This window comes from Burkholderia aenigmatica, assembly GCF_902499175.1.
Taxonomy (GTDB): Bacteria; Pseudomonadota; Gammaproteobacteria; order Burkholderiales; family Burkholderiaceae; genus Burkholderia; species Burkholderia aenigmatica.
Genome location: NZ_CABVQC010000008.1, coordinates 1 through 15832, shown reverse-complemented (window position 1 = coordinate 15832; position 15832 = coordinate 1). Strand labels below are relative to the sequence as shown.

General features: G+C 66.3%; 14 protein-coding genes and 1 tRNA gene. 4 read left to right on the top strand and 11 right to left on the bottom strand.

The genetic code is table 11. From position 1 onward, the window contains the following. The first annotated feature begins 1 nt into the window (after position 1). Positions 2-286: a hypothetical protein gene (locus BDO18943_RS07925; protein WP_175021877.1), complete on the top strand. Its 285-nt coding sequence runs from the start codon at positions 2-4 to the stop codon at positions 284-286. A gap of 27 nt (positions 287-313) precedes the next feature. On the opposite strand, the gene BDO18943_RS07920 is transcribed toward BDO18943_RS07925, so the two are convergent. The 4 genes from BDO18943_RS07920 to BDO18943_RS07905 form a co-directional block, all read right to left on the bottom strand. Continuing rightward, positions 314-1231, bottom strand: coding sequence for a DUF1571 domain-containing protein (locus BDO18943_RS07920; RefSeq protein WP_175021876.1), 918 nt, complete (start codon positions 1229-1231; stop codon positions 314-316). Between the two features lie 29 nt (positions 1232-1260). Then, positions 1261-3015, bottom strand: a complete 1755-nt coding sequence (locus BDO18943_RS07915) for an AMP-binding protein (protein ID WP_175021875.1) — start codon at positions 3013-3015, stop codon at positions 1261-1263. Positions 3016-3172: 157 nt separating this feature from the next. After that, the gene (locus tag BDO18943_RS07910) at positions 3173-3994 is read right to left on the bottom strand and encodes a TetR/AcrR family transcriptional regulator (RefSeq protein WP_175021874.1); all 822 of its coding nucleotides are present in this window, start codon (positions 3992-3994) and stop codon (positions 3173-3175) included. Positions 3995-4209: 215 nt separating this feature from the next. Then, complete coding sequence (locus BDO18943_RS07905; protein WP_175021873.1) at positions 4210-5430, bottom strand: MFS transporter; 1221 nt, start codon at positions 5428-5430, stop codon at positions 4210-4212. 281 nt (positions 5431-5711) lie between these two features. On the opposite strand from BDO18943_RS07905, the gene BDO18943_RS07900 reads away from it, so the two are divergent. The 3 genes from BDO18943_RS07900 (at position 5712) to BDO18943_RS07890 (ending at position 8747) form a co-directional block, all read left to right on the top strand. Then, positions 5712-6254, top strand: coding sequence for a GNAT family N-acetyltransferase (locus BDO18943_RS07900; RefSeq protein WP_175021872.1), 543 nt, complete (start codon positions 5712-5714; stop codon positions 6252-6254). Positions 6255-6382: 128 nt separating this feature from the next. Further along, positions 6383-7009, top strand: coding sequence for a ParB-like protein (locus tag BDO18943_RS07895; RefSeq protein WP_175021871.1), 627 nt, complete (start codon positions 6383-6385; stop codon positions 7007-7009). Positions 7010-7016: 7 nt separating this feature from the next. Then, on the top strand, positions 7017-8747 hold the full coding sequence (locus tag BDO18943_RS07890; RefSeq protein WP_175021870.1) for a SulP family inorganic anion transporter: 1731 nt from the start codon (positions 7017-7019) through the stop codon (positions 8745-8747). A 28-nt stretch (positions 8748-8775) separates the two neighbouring features. Here BDO18943_RS07890 and BDO18943_RS07885 read toward each other — a convergent pair whose 3' ends face one another. The 7 genes from BDO18943_RS07885 to BDO18943_RS07855 form a co-directional block, all read right to left on the bottom strand. Next, positions 8776-9711, bottom strand: coding sequence for a carbohydrate kinase family protein (locus BDO18943_RS07885; RefSeq protein WP_175021869.1), 936 nt, complete (start codon positions 9709-9711; stop codon positions 8776-8778). Positions 9712-9838: 127 nt separating this feature from the next. Then, the gene (locus BDO18943_RS07880) at positions 9839-10783 is read right to left on the bottom strand and encodes an ABC transporter substrate-binding protein (protein ID WP_175021868.1); all 945 of its coding nucleotides are present in this window, start codon (positions 10781-10783) and stop codon (positions 9839-9841) included. An 82-nt stretch (positions 10784-10865) separates the two neighbouring features. After that, positions 10866-11903, bottom strand: a complete 1038-nt coding sequence (locus BDO18943_RS07875; RefSeq protein ID WP_043182633.1) for an ABC transporter permease subunit — start codon at positions 11901-11903, stop codon at positions 10866-10868. A 40-nt stretch (positions 11904-11943) separates the two neighbouring features. Continuing rightward, a complete protein-coding gene (locus tag BDO18943_RS07870; RefSeq protein ID WP_175021867.1) occupies positions 11944-13497 on the bottom strand; it encodes a sugar ABC transporter ATP-binding protein in 1554 nt (517 codons plus the stop codon). Then, positions 13484-14731 carry an ROK family protein gene (locus BDO18943_RS07865; protein WP_175021866.1) on the bottom strand — a complete coding sequence of 416 codons (1248 nt, stop codon included), beginning with the start codon at positions 14729-14731 and terminating at the stop codon, positions 13484-13486. The genes BDO18943_RS07870 and BDO18943_RS07865 overlap by 14 nt, the downstream gene beginning before the upstream one ends. 368 nt (positions 14732-15099) lie before the next feature. Beyond that, a tRNA-Leu gene (locus BDO18943_RS07860) sits at positions 15100-15186 on the bottom strand. A 361-nt stretch (positions 15187-15547) separates the two neighbouring features. Further along, on the bottom strand, positions 15548-15832 hold a 285-nt coding region (locus BDO18943_RS07855), incomplete at its 5' end, for an integrase core domain-containing protein (protein WP_175021865.1).

Below are 15832 nucleotides of genomic sequence, written 5' to 3'. Positions count from 1 at the left end.
CATGAACAAGAGACGATGGGCAGGGTGGGTCGGGGCCGTCGCGTTGCTGGCTTCCGGCAGTGCGATGGCGGGGCATGTCGACCTGTCGGTCGGCATCGGCGTACCGGTCGCGCCGGTCTATGTCGAACCGGCACCGGTCTATGTGGCGCCGCAGCCGGCCGTGGTCGCCTATCCAGGCTACGGATACGGCTACTACGGCGATGACGACGACGATCGCTATCGCAAGTGGCGCAAGCACTATTACAAGCGATGGCACCGGCACCACGGCGACGACGATGACGATTGAGCCCGAGGCCGGCCCCGCCGGCGCGCATCAGAACGCGTAGTCGGGGTTTTTCGGGTCGAATGCGGTGTCGTCGAGTGTCGCCGGTGTGATTTTCTCGATGACGATCCGCTCGAAGATCTTGCCGTCGTTGTCATAGGACTCGACGGTCCGGAAATAGGGCGCGTGCAGGTCGAGCCCGAGGACTTCCTTCTTCGCGTAGAACTGCGGCCGGCCGGTCGGCGTTTCGTAGGTGAGCGCGACCACGCGCACGCCGCCGATCGTTCTGGCTTCCACATCGGTCGGCCGCTGCACGCCGGCTTCCACGTATTTCTTCCCTTCGGTCAGGTACAGGTTCGTGATGAACTCGGTGCCGAGATCCGTCACCTGGTGATTCGACTGGGCGCGCGCAAGTGCGCCGTCGAGTGCCGTCCACAGCGGAATCTTGCCGAGCAGGCCGCCGAGGTGACCGTACATCTCGTCCTTGCGCTGCGTCGCGTCGTAGATGGTCTCCTGGCCGGCGTGCGCACCGCCCGGCAGCCATTTCGCATAGACGCGCAGCGGCTCGCGGGTGGTCTTCACGAGCATGTGGTCGGGCGTATCGGACCATTTTCCGCTGATGCGCTCCTGGCGCACCATCGTGAACTGGTATGACGGATAGCCGTTGGGACCGTTACGGATATACAGCGGTACGGCGAGCGGATCGAGTGCCTTGAACAGCGCCGTGAGCGTCGCGTCATCGAATTGCGCGAGCGTGCCGCGCTGTGCGGCCGTGCGCAGCCAGCGCGCCTGCTGCGCGACTGGCTCGCGCGTGACTTTCGCGAGATCCGCCGGCAGTGCGGCACCCGCAGCCGCGCCCGCGGTGGCGGTCGTTTCCTGTGCATGCAGGCCCGCCTGTCCGAGCGACAACAGGCAGGCGACTGCCACGGCGGCGGCATGCCGCGCGTGGCGCTTCTTTCCTTCGTTCATCGACGGCGTCTCCCGGGGCGATGGATCGTTCAGCCTTGCTTCGCGGCCTTGATTTTGGCGAGTTCCTCGTCGCGCAGCGCGCGGCGCAGGATCTTGCCGACGTTGGTCTGCGGCAGCGCGTCGCGGAACTCGACGAATTTCGGCATCTTGTAGCCGGTCAGGTTCTTGCGGCAGTGCGCGAGCACGTCGTCGACCGTCAGCGACGCGTCGCGGCGCACGACGAATACCTTGATCCGTTCGCCTTGTACCTCGTCAGGAATGCCGATCGCCGCGGCTTCGCTGATGCCCGGATGCATCACCAGCACTTCCTCGATCTCGTTCGGATACACGTTGAAGCCCGACACGAGGATCATGTCCTTCTTGCGGTCGATCAGGCGGATGAAGCCGCGCTCGTCCATCACGCCGATGTCGCCGGTGCCGAGCCAGCCGTCGGCGTCGATCACCTTGGACGTCTCGTCGGGGCGTTGCCAGTAGCCGCGCATCACCTGCGGACCGTGCACGCACAGCTCGCCCGGTTCGCCGATGGGCGCCCAGGTGCCGTCCTCGCGGCGAAAGCGCACGATGGTGGACGGCGCGGGCAGGCCGATCGACCCGCTGAACGCGGCCATGTCGTTCAGGTCCACGGGGTTCATCGTGACGATCGGCGAGCATTCGGTCAGGCCGTAGCCTTCGACGACCGGCCGGCCCGTCACTTGCTGGAAGCGCTCCGCGACCGCGCGCTGCATCGCCATCCCGCCCGCCATCGCGAGCTTCAGCTTCGAGAAGTCGCGCTTGCGGAATTCCTCGTTGTCGAGGAACGCGTTGTACAGCGTGTTGATGCCGGTGATGCCGGTGAACGTCTCGTTGCGGATGATCTTCATCACCATCGTCATGTCGCGCGGGTTCGCGATCAGGATGTTGCGCCCGCCGAGCCCCATGAAGATGAATGCGTTCACCGTCAGCGAATAGATGTGATACAGCGGCAGCGGCGTGAGCACGGTTTCGACGTCGCCCGATACCTGATCGGCGATCCACGCCTTCGCTTGCAGCAGGTTCGCGATCAGGTTGCCGTGCGTGAGCATCGCGCCTTTCGCGACGCCCGTCGTGCCGCCCGTGTATTGCAGGAACGCGAGGTCGTCGCGCGTGATCTTCACGGGTTGCGGTTTGCCGCGTGCACCGAGCGCGAGGGCGGAGCGCAACCGGATGGCCTGCGGCAGGTGGTAGGCCGGCACGAGCTTCTTCACGTGCTTCAGCACGAAATTGATCAGGCGTCCTTTCGCATTGAAGCCGTCGGCGAGCAGGTCGCCGAGCGCGGTGACGATGATGTTCTTCACCTGCGTTTCCGGCAGCGCGTCCTGCAGCGTGCGCGCGAAGTTCTCGAACACGACGATCGTTTGCGCGCCGCTGTCTTTCAGCTGGTGCGCGAGTTCGCGCACGGTGTAGAGCGGATTGACGTTGACGACGATCGCGCCGGCCTTCAGCGTGCCGAACAGCGCGACCGGGTACTGGAACGTGTTCGGCAGCATGATCGCGACGCGGTCGCCGGGCTTGACGCCGAGGCTTTGCAGATACGATGCGAACGCGTCGACTTTCTGTGCGAGCGTGCGGTAGGTCATCGATGCGCCTGCGCTCACATAGGCGACGCGCTCGGCGAAGCGGCTCGTGCATTCGTCGAAGAATTGCACAAGCGATGCATATTGCGTGACGTCGATCTCGTGCGGGACGCCGGGCGGGTATGACGCGTACCAGATGCCGTCGGAGTTCGGCGGAACCTGGGCCGCTGCGGGTGCTGCGGAAGATGACATGACATGTCTCCGGTCTTTGCTCTCGGCGACGGCGGGTGCTTCAGCACCCGCCCGTGCCCCGTGCCGCACGGTCGATCGACGGGGACGTCTCGACGCCCCGCGTGACCGCGCGTTTCAATCAAATCGTGAACAGGAAGCCGCGCGTGGCCTCGCGCGCTCAGTTCGTGGAATGCAGCGTCGCCGTATCGGCGGTGGTCGCGCCCGACTGCGGCAGCCCGAACGCTTCGCTCGCGCCTGCGTCGTCGAGCACGGCCGCGAAGATCGACAGTTGCGCGCTGTCGGGCATCGGCGCTTTCAGCGCGGCGACGATCAGCGACGACAGTCGCGCGATCATCTGCACGTCGTTCATCGTGCGGCCTTGCGAGAACTCGTCGATCAGGCTTTCCGTTTCGGCGCCGGCGAGCGCGCCGGACAGCGCGCCGATCGCGAAGTGCAGGCGCCAGCCGAGCTCCGTGCGCGGCAGGTGCGGCAATGCCCGCTGGAACGCGTCGAAGAAGCGGCCCGCGACGCTCGCGTAGTGCGCGGTCAGGAAGTTGCGCACGAACGGCGACGGATCGGTGTACGCACGGCCGATCAGGCGCAGGAACCCGGGCCCGCCGCGCTCGGGATTGCGCGATGCCTTCAGCGCGGGAATGAACATCGCGCCGAGCACGTGCTCGCAGGTGATGTGCGAGCCGAGTTGCGCATCGAAGCGGTCGAGGATGCCGAGGCGTTCCTGGTTGAGCTGGTCGAGCCGGCGCGACAGCATCGCGTGAATCAGCGCTTCCTTGCTGCCGAAGTGGTAGTTGACCGCGGCCAGGTTGACCGCCGCGCGCGAGGTGATCTGGCGCATCGACATCGCCTCGAAGCCATGCTCGATGAACAGATCCTCGGCCGCATCGAGGATGCGTGCCTTCGTCCCGCCGGTCTGCCGAGTGCCGGATGACCGCGCCCCGGACGGCCGTCCCGCGGATGGCCGTCCTTCCTGACTTACTGCCATGTCCCGCCTCCCATGCCGGTCGCCCGGCCGCGAACTGGTGATTTGTTTGTCTGATTCAAACAGTCGTTTTTATTAAGATAAAAAAGGGCAGGCGGAGCGGGCAAGCGGGGAATCTGGACAAATTCCTCTAGTTCGATGTGCGGATGCGGAAAGTATCGCGCGTGCCCTCGGCAGGGCGGGGCACGCGCGATGGTGCGATGCGGCAATGCGCGGGGTTAGCTGACCGTGCTACGCGTATTGACCGATTGCGTCATGTCGATGCCGCGCCGTTCGCGGCTGAACAGGATCAGCACGGCGATCACGACGGCGACGATGCCGGCCACGAGCGCGAGCGCGAAGCTGTAATTGTTGTTGTTCGACACGGCGAGCGAGGCCTGCATTGTCGCGTTGCCCGACGCGAGCAGGTTGCCGAGCTGGTAGACGACGCCGGGGAAGGTCGCGCGGATTTCGTCGGGCGAAATCTCGTTCAGGTGAACCGGGATCACGCCCCACGCACCCTGCACTGAGATCTGCATCAGGAACGCACCCGCGGCGAGCGCAACCGGGCCGCTCGAAAATGCCCACAGCGGCAGCACGGGCAGTGCAATCAGCGCAGCGATGAAGATGGCGCGACGCCGGCCGATCCGCTCCGAGATCGCACCGAACGACAGGCCGCCGACGATGGCGCCGATGTTCAGCACGATCGTGATCCACGACACGGTATGCGGATCGAAGTGATGCTGCTCGCGCAGGAACGTCGGATAGAGATCCTGCGTGCCGTGCGAGAAGAAGTTGAACGCGGTCATCAGCACGATCGCGTAGATCGTGAGCTTCCAGTTCTGCCGCATCGTGGTGCCAAGGCTCGGGCGCGGGCGCTTCTCCATCTGCTTCCACGCCGGCGATTCGGGCACATGTGCGCGCACGTAGAGCACGAGCAGCGCGGGCAGCACGCCGACCATGAACATCCCGCGCCAGCCGATGTACTGGTAGAACAGGCCGAACACGACGGACGCGAGCAGGTAGCCGCTCGGATAGCCGGCCTGCAGCAGCCCCGACACGAAGCCGCGCGCATGGGTCGGCACGGTTTCCATCGTCAGCGCGGAGCCGACGCCCCATTCGCCGCCCATCGCGACACCGAACAGCGCGCGCAACACGAGCAGCGCGGTCAGGCTCGGCGCGAAACCCGACGCGAGTTCGAGCAGCGAATAGCATGCGATGTTGACCATCAGCGTCGGGCGCCGGCCGAAGCGGTCGGCGAGCCGGCCGAAGATCAGCGCGCCGAGCGGGCGCATCGCGAGCGTCAGCGTGAGCGCGAACGCGACGGCGGGGATCGTCGACCCGAATTCGGCGGCGATGTCCTTCAGCACGAAAACCATCAGGAAAAAATCGAACGCATCGAGCGTCCAGCCGAGGTAGGCGGCGATCGTGACGTTGCGTTGTTCGCGGGTCCAGCTCATGTCCGAGGTCTCCTCGTTGGCTTGCGCGCTCACGATGTGCATGCGGATGCGGGCCCGGCTTGCGCGCGGTGCGGGGGCATTGATCGAGTGTAGGCCGCGGCGCCGGGCGATGTAGGGCGCGATAACGTCGAATCGGGAATAATCCCTAGGAAATGAACTGTTTCGGAAATGGAAACGGCGTCGCACGAAACAGGCGACAGGCATCTGTATCATTCCGGCAGGCTTTTTGTAGTTGTTTTGTAATGCGCCCGATGCACATCGTCACCGAATCAGGAGTCCAGATGACCGAACCTTCCGCCGCCACGCTGCCGGTGCTCGATACGGCCCGGCTGTGGCTGCGTCCGCGTGTGCTGGCCGACCTCGACGCGTGCATCGAGATGGATCGCAATCCCGAGGTCACGCGGCACATCGCGGGCCCGTGGCACGATCCGGTCGAGCATCGACGCTTCGTCACGCACCGGATCACCCGCGACTATCCGCCGGGCCTCGGCTACTGGTCGATCTTCGAGAAGGCCGCGCCCGATGCGTTCATCGGCTGGATCCTGCTGATTCCCGACTATGCGGACGGCGCGCGCGACGTCGAGATCGGCTGGCGGCTGGTGCGTACGACATGGGGGCGCGGCATCGCGAGCGAGGCTGCGTCAGCCGTCGTGCGTCATGCCTTCGACACGGTGCGGCTGCCGCGCGTGATCGCCGATATCGCGGAGGCCAACAGAGGCTCGCTGAATGTCGCGCGCAAGCTCGGGATGCGTCGCGTGAGCATCGTGCACGACGGTATTCCTTACATTCGACATCGTCTCGAACGCAACGATCTGCGCGCGTAGCGCGGCACCGCGCATGCGCAGGAGGGTGTCAGAGATCGTCAACCGGATGCGTATCGAGGTCATGATGTATTAACGGCTCGCGCGATCAGGAGTATCGTTGCCGGAATTTCGCAACATGGGGTACGACCATGGCACTCGGCAATGATGTTCATCTGATTCCCGTCAAGCTTGAAGAACTGCGTCCCACGCAGATGACGGTCGGCTATCGCGAAGTCAAGGCGAAGCGCAAGCACTGGAAGGGGCTCAGCAAGCGTGCGCGCAAGGCCGCGATCGAATCGCACTGGTTCCCGGCCGTGCTCGGCCCGGACGGGCTGCACTACATCACCGATCACCACCACCTCGGCCTCGCACTGATCGAGGAAGGCGAGGCGCGCGTGAACGCGATGCTGCTGAAGGATCTTTCGTGGCTCGACCACACGATCTTCTGGCGGATGATGGAACACAATCAGTGGGTGCATCCGTTCGGCGCGGACGGCACGCGCCGCGACTACGAGAATCTGCCGAAGGCGCTGACGGGGCTCGTGGACGATCCGTACCGCAGCCTTGCCGGCGAGCTGCGCACGGCGGGCGGCTATGCGAAGGACGCGACGCCGTTCAGCGAATTCCTGTGGGCCGACTACCTGCGCCAGCACGTGTCGCTCGACCAGATCCGCAAGAATTTCGCGAAGGCGCTCGATATCGCACTGCATCGCGCGCATGAGCAGGATGCACGCTATCTGCCCGGCTGGTCGGGCGTCATCGCCGTCAAGCCCTGACCGCCTCATGACGACCGCCCCGATCCGTCCCGAGGCCGGCCCGCAGCATGCCGACCATTTCGCCGTGCTCGACGCGACTTCGCCGCCACCCAAGCGACGCATCGGCCTCGATGCGCTGGCCGGCCTGTCGATCGCGGGCCTGCTGATACCCGAGGCGGTCGCGTACGCGGGGTTGGCCAACCTGCCGCCGCAGGCCGGTCTCATCGCGTTGCTGTCGGGGCTCGTCGTCTATGCGCTCACCGGCAGCAGCCGCTTCGCGATCGTGTCGTCGACGTCGTCGTCCGCCGCCGTGCTGGCCGCGACGGTGCTCGCGGAGTCGGGGATGGCGCTCGCCGCGCAGCTCGCGCTCGCGGCGGCGCTCGTCGCGATGACGGGCGTGCTGTTCATCCTGGCGGGCGCCGCGCGGCTCGGCGGCATGTCGGATTTCGTCGCTCGGCCGGTGCTGCGCGGCTTCACGTTCGGCCTCGCGGTGACGATCGTCATCAAGCAGTTGCCGAAGATTCTCGCGATTTCCGTGCAGCACAGCGATGCGCCGCATGTCGCGCTCGACCTGATCACCGGCGCGCCGCATGCGAATCTCGCCAGCGTCGCGCTCGGTGCGACCGCACTGGCGTTGCTGTTCACGCTCGGGCGGAGCTCGCGCGTGCCCGCGACGCTCGTCGTGATCGTGCTGTCGATCGTGGCCGGCTATGCGATCGACTGGCAGCGATACGGGATCGCGATCGTCGGCCACATCGATTTCAAGCACATCGAGTTCGGCTTGCCGACCCTCGACCGCAATGCGTGGATGCAGACCATCGAGCTTGCGTTCGCGCTGATGCTGATCCTCTACGCGGAATCGTACGGATCGATCCGCAACTTCGCGCTGAAGCATGGCGACAGCGTGTCGCCGAATCGCGACCTCGTCGCGCTCGGCTGCGCGAATCTGGTGTCGGGCCTGCTGCACGGGATGCCGGTCGGTGCGGGCTATTCGGCGACCTCGGCGAACGAAGCGGCCGGCGCGCAGTCGCGCTTTGCCGGCCTGTGGGCGGCGGGTGTGGTCGCGCTGATCGTCTGGCTGCTGCTGCCGCAGCTCGCGCGCACGCCGGAGCCCGTGCTCGCGGCGATCGTGATCTTCGCGGTCAGCCACTCGCTGCATCCGTCGGTATTCCGGCCGTATTGGGCCTGGCATCGCGACCGGCTCGTCGTGATCGCCGCGCTGCTCGCGGTGCTCGTGCTCGGCGTGCTGCACGGGCTGCTCGCGGCCATCGGCGTGAGCCTGCTGCTGACGCTGCGCAAGCTGTCCGAGCCGAACGTCAGCGTGCTCGGCCGGCTGCGCGACAGTCACGACTTCGTCGACGTGGCGAGCCACGCCGATGCGAAGCCGGTGTCGGGCGTGCTGATCGTGCGGCCCGAGGCGCAGCTGTTCTTCGCGAATGCGGACCGGATGCTGAACCGCGTGCGTGCGCTGATGAAGACCGCGCCGGACACGCATACGGTGATGCTCAGCCTCGAGGAAACGCCGGATGTCGACGGCACGACGATCGAATCGTTGCGCACGTTCGCGGCTGAATGCACGGCGCGCGGGTTGCGCCTTGCGATCGTACGGCTCAAGGTGCACGCGCTGCATGCGTTGCGCCGCGCAGCGGACGAGACGCTGCACGACGACGCGATGTCCGAATTGAGCGTCGACGAGAGCCTGCAGTTGCTGCAGGCCGGGATGCCGCCGAACGGTAGCGGCGGAACGACCGCCGCTTGACGGTGCCGGGGCGGCGCGCCGGTGCGTGTTATTGCGAAACGACAGCGTCGGCCGAGCGCTCGATCATGTCGGTCACTTCGGCTGCGGTCGGTGCATAAGCGCCTGCATGCGCACAGGCGACCGCCGCGCACGCGGCTGCGTAGCGCAGATGCTCGGCGGCTGACGCATCGGGCCGCGCAAGCTGGCTCGCGAGCCAGCCCCCGATGCTCGCATCGCCGCAGCCGACGGTGTCGGCAACCTCGGTCGGGAACGCGGGCTGGAACAGCACGGTGTCGCGATGCAGGAGCTGCATGCCGGACGCGCCGCGCGTGACGAGCATCGTCGCGTCCGGCGCCCACGTGCGCAGTTGCGCGAGCGCGGCGGCTTCATCGAGTTCGGGAAACAGCCCGTGCAGATCCTCGTCGGATACCTTGATCCAGTCGGCGAGCCCCGCCAGCCGGCGTAGCGTGTCGCGATACGATGGCGCGGCCATCGGCGCACGGAAGTTCGGGTCGAACGAGATCCGCTTGCCGGCCGCCCGCGCAGCTTGCGCAACTTCGATCAGGCGCGACGCGAGCGGCTCGCGCACGACACCGAGCGAACCGACATGCACGATCTCGGCCGCGTCGAGTGCGCCGGCGGGCAGGTCCGCCGGATCGAACGCGAGATCGGCGCTGTGCTCGCCGATGAAGAAATAGTGGGGCGGCTGCTTCGACACGACCATCGCAAGCAGCGGCGCGCGATCGACCTGCCGGACGAAGCGCAGGTCGAGCCCCGCGTCGGCGCTCTTGCGCATCAGCTCGTCGCCGAAGATGTCGCGGCTGATCGTGCCGGCGAAGGCCGTCGGCACGCCGAGTCGCGCACCGACGCGCGCGACGTTCCAGCATGAGCCGCCAGCGACGCTGTGCCAGCGCTGCGCGTCGTCGCGGATGAAATCGGTCAGTGCTTCGCCGAATACGATCAGGCGGGGAAACGTCGTCGTCATGTCGAAACCTTGTGCCGCGACGTTGCGCGCGGCCATGCACGGGGGGAAGTCGGCAGGCGGGTGGGGCCGGCCGTCGCGTGCGGCGATGCGGCCGGGCACCGCCCGGTTTTGCGGCGGGGCGGCGCGATCAGCGCGGGGTGCTCCAGCCCTTGTAGCTCTTCACGTTGTCGCGCGTGATGAGCGTCGGTTCGATCAGGATCATCGGGTTGGCCGGCTTCTGGCCGTTCATGATCCCGTAGCCGACGTTGACAGCCTGCTGCGCCATCGCCCACGGATCCTGGCTCGACGATGCCTGCACGAGCGTGTTGGTCTTGAGCGCGACTTCGATGTCGGGCGCGCCGTCCACCGACGTGATTACGATGCCCGGACGGTTCAGCTGTTTCGCGGCGAGATCGCTGCCGATCGCCTGCGGGTCGTTGATCGTGAATACTGCATCGAGCTTCGGAAAGCGCGTCAGGTAGCCCTGCATCGCATTCATCCCGCCTTCGCGCGAGCCCTTGCCGTCCTGGTCGCTCGACAGTACCTTGATGCCGGCATTTTTCGCGAGCACGGTCTTGCAGCCGTTGACGCGATCGATCACGGCGGACACCTGCGGGCCGTTCTCGATGATCACGTTGCCCTTGCCATTGAGTTTCTTCGCGATGTAATCGCATGCCAGCTCGCCGGCCTTCACGTTGTTGGTCTGCACGGTCGCGTTCGCGCCGGCCGCTGCGACGTCGACCGCGACGACCGTGATGCCGGCCGCCTGCGCTTTCTTCACCGCCGGCTCGATCGCCTTCGGGTCGGTTGCGTTGAGCAGGATCATGTCGACGTGCGCGGAGATGAAGTTGTCGATCTGCGTGAACTGCTTGTTCAGGTCATAGTCGGCCGACACGGCCGTGACCTTCGCATTCGGGTTGAGCTGCTTGGCACGCGCCTCGGCGCCCTTGACGATCGTGACGAAGTACGGATTGCCGAGCGACCCGACCGTGACGCCGATCGATTTGAGCGGCTTGTCGGCCGCGTGCGCGGCGGAAGCGCCGAAGGCGAGTGCGCAGGCAGCGGCGGTCAGGACGGCTTTGTGTTTGAACATGTCGTTGTGTCTCCGAGAAGTGGGCTGGCGAGCGGGCGCAGGGATCGGCCTGCGCCGCAAGGTCGAATGAGCGGGAAGGGGTTCAGGTACGTGCGGAATCGCGCTGGCGGTAGCGGTCGAGCGCGACGGCGCCGATGATCACGAGCCCCTTGATGATGTACTGCCAGATGTCGGATACGCCGAGCAACACGAGGCCGTTCGTCAGCACCGCGATGATCAGCGCGCCGATCAGCGTGCCGACGATCGAGCCGACACCGCCGACGAAGCTCGTGCCGCCGAGGATCACCGCGGCGATCGCGTCGAGTTCGTACGACTGGCCGAGCTGCAGTCCGTTGGCCGCATAGAGCCGCGCGGCCGACATCACCGCGCCGAGGCCGGCGAGCAACCCCGACGCCGCGTACACGAACAACTGGATCGCCCGCACGTTGATGCCGGACAGGCGGGCGGCTTCCGGGTTGCCGCCGACCGAATAGATGCGCATCCCGAGCACCGTGCGGCGCAGGATGAACCACGAGATCGCGATCACCGCGCACGCGATCACGACGAGCCACGGCACACCGAGGATCGTGCCGTTGCCGATGAATGCGAACGGCAACTGCGGATTGAACACGGTCGTGTCGTTGCCGATCAGGCGTGCGACGCCGCGCACGGCCGTCATCGCGCCGAGCGTGACGATGAACGGCGGCAGGCGCAGGAACGAGATCAGGCCGCCGTTGATCGCGCCGAACACGAGGCCGACGACGAGCGCGAACGGCACGCCGAGCCAGCCCCAGCCCGGGATGGTCGACGCGAGCAGCGCCGCGACGGCCGCGGCGGCGAGCACCGAGCCGACCGACAGGTCGATGCCGCCCGTGAGGATCACGAAGGTCATGCCGGCGGCGAGCACGATGTTGATCGACGCCTGCTGCGTGACGATCGACAGGTTCTGCAGCGTGAAGAAACCGTCGGTCAGGAAGCCGAAGCCGATGCACAGAACCAGCAGCACCGGCAGCATGCCGGCGGTGCGGATCAGCGATTGCATGCGGGCACGGTGATCGGTGCCGCGCAACAGCGGCGTACGGTTGCCCACCGGCTGGGCCGTCGCGGAAGCGAGGTTCCGCTGCTTGGTCGGGTTGATCATTTCGGTAACCTGAATGTAAAAGTGAAATGAAAGGGCGGGTTCAGTGCGCGTCGGCGAGTTCGGCCTGCGAGCCGGTGGCGAGCGCGATGATGGCTTCCTGCGTGATGGGCGCAGGCGTATGGCCGCCGAGTTCGCCCGCGATCTCGCCTTCGCGCATCACGAGCACGCGATCCGCGACGCCGATGATCTCCGGCAGTTCGCTCGAGATAACGATCACGCCCACCCCGGCCCGGGCGAGCTCGTTGATGATCCGGTAGATCTCGGATTTCGCGCCGATGTCGACGCCGCGCGTCGGTTCGTCGAGGATCAGCACGCGCGGCTTCGTTTCGAGCAGGCGCGATAGCAGCACTTTCTGCTGGTTGCCGCCCGACAGCGCGCCGACGTTGACGTTCGCGTCGGGTACGCGGATCGACAGCGACGCAATGGCGTCGCGTGCGCGTTCGGCGCCGCGTGCGAGGTCGAGCGCACCGAGCCGCGCATCGCGGCTGCAGACCGAGATGTTGATGTTGTCGCGCACGCTCATGTCGAGGAACAGGCCCTGGCGCTTGCGGTCTTCGGTCAGGTAGACGAGGCCCGCGTCGATCGCGTCGCGCGGCGAGTGTGAGCCGAACGTGCGGTCGCCCACCTTCACGTCGCCGCGCACGCGCGGTTCGGCGCCGAAGATCAGCCGCGCGAGTTCGGTGCGGCCTGCGCCGACGAGCCCCGCGACGCCGAGCACTTCGCCGGCGTGCAGGTCGAAGCTGCAGCCGCGCACGCGCGCGCCGTCGGCGATGTCGCGGACCGACAGCAGCAGGTGGCCGGGATCGTACGGCGCGTGTTCCTTCTTGTAGAAGCCGGAGATGTCGCGGCCGACCATCATCGCGACGAGACGCTCGGCCGACAGCGATGCGCGGTCGAGCGTGCCGACGTACGCGCCGTCGCGCAGCACCGATACACGGTCGGACAGTTCGTAGATCTCCGCCATCCGGTGGCTGATGTAGATGATCGCGAGACCTTCTTCGCGCAATTGGCGGATCAGGCGGAACAGGTGCTCGGTCTCGCGCGACGACAGCGGCGTGGTCGGCTCGTCCATCACGAGGATGCGTGCGCGGGTGTGCACGGCGCGCGCGATCTCGACGAGTTGCTGTTCTGCGATCGACAGCGTGTCGACGAGCGTGTCGGGCCCGAACGATGCGCCGAGGCGCGCGAGCACGTCCTCGCAGCCACGCGCCATCGCCGCGCGGTCGATCGTGCCCCAGCGCCGGTTGCCGCGCCGCAGTTCGCGGCCGATATAGATGTTTTCCGCGACGGTCAGGTTCGGCGACAGGCACAGCTCCTGGTAGATCACCGCGACGCCCGCATCGCGTGCGGCAAGCGGGCCGTCGATGTCGATGCGTGCGCCGTCGATCAGGATCTCGCCACCGGCATCGGCGCGGTATGCGCCCGACAGGATCTTCATCAGCGTCGATTTGCCCGCGCCGTTTTCGCCCATCAGCGAATGGATCTCGCCGGGATAGACGGTCAGGCTGACGTTGTCGAGCGCGCGCACGGCCGGGAACGTCTTGCTGATCCCGTGCATCTCGAGCAGCGGGCGGGGCGACTCAGATCGTGACATGGCTGGCCTCCTGCGAGTCGGTGCGGGCGCCTTTGAGGATGCCGGCCCGCGGGGAGAAGTTGAAGAACATCGGCAGCGTGGCCGCGCCGATCGCACCGGCGTCGGCGCCGAACGTGCCGCGTACGAGCACCGGCGTGCCGCGCGCTTCGGGCGCGGTGGCCACGAGCGCCGCACGCAGACGGGTCGTGACCGCGTCGAGCAGGCCCGCGTCGGTATCGGCATCGAGCACGACTACCGGCGCATCGACCACGCACAGCACCGCTCGCAACGCCGGCGCAAGCGCGTCGACGCAATCGTCGATCCATTCGTCGACGGCAGGCAGGCCGCGGGCGATGCACGCTTCGAGATCGGCCCGGTTGTCGACCGTCTCGCCGTGATGGCGCAGATGGCGCACGAGCGCATGCAGCGACGCGCGCGCGAGGAGGATGTCCCACGGGCCGCGCGGCGGCGGTGCGGATGCCAGCCGGCTCGGCGGCACGGGAATCACGGCGATGTCACCCGCATTGCCGGTTACGCCGCGCAGGCAGTCGCCGTCGATCGCGATGCCGCCGCCGATCGCCGGCCCGATGAACAGGTAGACGAAGTCGTCGCACTGCCGGCCGTATCCATAGAACAGCTCGGCGATCGCGGCAGCGTTGCCGTCGTTTTCTCCGAATACCGGGAGCGATAGCGTGCGACCGAGGTCGGCCGCGAAATCGACGTCTTCCCACGCGCGGAACGTGTCGGGTGCAAGGCCGAGCTCGCGCATCCACGCACCCAGGTTGTAGGGCTGCGCGACGCCGATGCCGGTCAGGCGGGCGCGCTCGTGGTCGGGGAGCAGGGCCTGCATCGCGTCGATGTCGTGGCGGACGATCTCGAGCACGTCGGCGGGCGGAGGCAGCAGCGTGTCGTGCGAGCGGCGGCCGAGCACGTCGCCCGCGAAGTTGACGAGCGCCGTTTCGATGCGCATGCGGTCGAGATGGACGCCGATGCCGAACGCGCCGCGCGGGTCGAGGCGAATCAGCGAGGCCGGCTGGCCGCGCTGGCCTTCGGTGCGGCCCGCGAATTCGATCAGCTTTGCGTCGGCGAGCGACGCGATGATGCTGCCGACCGCCGTGCCCGTCATGCTGGCGAGACGGGCGAGATCGGCCTTCGACGCGCTGCCGGCGCGGCGCAGCGTCTTCAACAGCAGGCGCTCGTTGTAACGGCGCACGTTGGCCGAGTTGCTGCCTTGGCCGAAGTGCGGGCTTCTCATGGCGTCTCCTTCCATGGTGCGCCGTTTGGTGGCGCATTAAATAAATCACGTTGATTTATTTAACCGCGTGAGCGCCGGCATGTCAGCCTAGGGAAATCCCGGTTTTGGGTGGAGGCGGGGATGGCGGAGTGAGGCGTCGGGAATCGGGGGCGGATTGAGGCGCGCTGGAAAGTCAGGCGCAACGTGATACCGGTGGTGGCATTCGCGCGGGACAAATGGCTGTCGTCGGGTTCGCGGCACGCCGTCACGGCTCACCGGTGCTGATCGCGCAAACGGAACCGATGGGTTCGTTCGTGAAGATGGGGGATGTGTTTCCGGAGCCGGAAATGAAAAAAGGCCGGCTAGAAGCCGACCTTTTTAAATACAGATGGTGCCCAGGAGAGGACTCGAACCTCCACGATGTTGCCACCGCTAGGACCTGAACCTAGTGCGTCTACCAATTCCGCCACCTGGGCACGTTTCGCTTGTTGCTGCATCGCGAAAGAACGCAATTATAGCGTGTCCGAAGGGGCTGTCAACACAATTTGAGGTCGCGAACGAAAATAATGTGGCGGACCTGTTCGAGGCATCGGGCGGCGGGGTGCGCAAACATTGCGGCGGTCGACGCGTATCGTCGAACTTGGGATGCCGACCAGGAACTCGAGGGCATCATTTCCGGATGCCGGAAATGAAAAAAGTAGAAAGCAGATGGTGGTTAGCAGGAGGGGCTTGATCGCGCCTGCAAGCGCAGCCTTTCAAGATCTCGCGCGAAGCGAGCAGGCGCTTTGTTTCCTGCGCCGGTGTCAAGTCCTGGAATAGGTTGACAGTATCCAGACGCTAGAACGCCCGATGCACCGCATCGGGCGTTTTGTATTTCAGGGCGGCATGTGGCCGCTCGTGGTTGTAGATGCGCACCGACTGTTCGACCATCTTGGCAGCCTGTTCAAGGTCAGCGGGACGCTGCAGCAGGAACTCCCCCTTGAGGATGCCGTTGACCCGCTCAGCCAGCGCGTTCTGATAGCAGTCGTAGCCGTCGGTCATCGAACAGCGCAGGCCGTGACGTCGATGGATGTCCTGATAGTAGGTCGAGCAGTACTGAACCCCGCGATCGGAGTGATGGAT

Coding starts and splice junctions, on each gene's coding strand:
- BDO18943_RS07925 (WP_175021877.1), top strand. CDS start 2: ATGAACAAGAGACGATGGGCAGGGTGGGTCGGGGCCGTCGCGTTGCTG.
- BDO18943_RS07920 (WP_175021876.1), bottom strand. CDS start 1,231: ATGAACGAAGGAAAGAAGCGCCACGCGCGGCATGCCGCCGCCGTGGCA.
- BDO18943_RS07915 (WP_175021875.1), bottom strand. CDS start 3,015: ATGTCATCTTCCGCAGCACCCGCAGCGGCCCAGGTTCCGCCGAACTCC.
- BDO18943_RS07910 (WP_175021874.1), bottom strand. CDS start 3,994: ATGGCAGTAAGTCAGGAAGGACGGCCATCCGCGGGACGGCCGTCCGGG.
- BDO18943_RS07905 (WP_175021873.1), bottom strand. CDS start 5,430: ATGAGCTGGACCCGCGAACAACGCAACGTCACGATCGCCGCCTACCTC.
- BDO18943_RS07900 (WP_175021872.1), top strand. CDS start 5,712: ATGACCGAACCTTCCGCCGCCACGCTGCCGGTGCTCGATACGGCCCGG.
- BDO18943_RS07895 (WP_175021871.1), top strand. CDS start 6,383: ATGGCACTCGGCAATGATGTTCATCTGATTCCCGTCAAGCTTGAAGAA.
- BDO18943_RS07890 (WP_175021870.1), top strand. CDS start 7,017: ATGACGACCGCCCCGATCCGTCCCGAGGCCGGCCCGCAGCATGCCGAC.
- BDO18943_RS07885 (WP_175021869.1), bottom strand. CDS start 9,711: ATGACGACGACGTTTCCCCGCCTGATCGTATTCGGCGAAGCACTGACC.
- BDO18943_RS07880 (WP_175021868.1), bottom strand. CDS start 10,783: ATGTTCAAACACAAAGCCGTCCTGACCGCCGCTGCCTGCGCACTCGCC.
- BDO18943_RS07875 (WP_043182633.1), bottom strand. CDS start 11,903: ATGATCAACCCGACCAAGCAGCGGAACCTCGCTTCCGCGACGGCCCAG.
- BDO18943_RS07870 (WP_175021867.1), bottom strand. CDS start 13,497: ATGTCACGATCTGAGTCGCCCCGCCCGCTGCTCGAGATGCACGGGATC.
- BDO18943_RS07865 (WP_175021866.1), bottom strand. CDS start 14,731: ATGAGAAGCCCGCACTTCGGCCAAGGCAGCAACTCGGCCAACGTGCGC.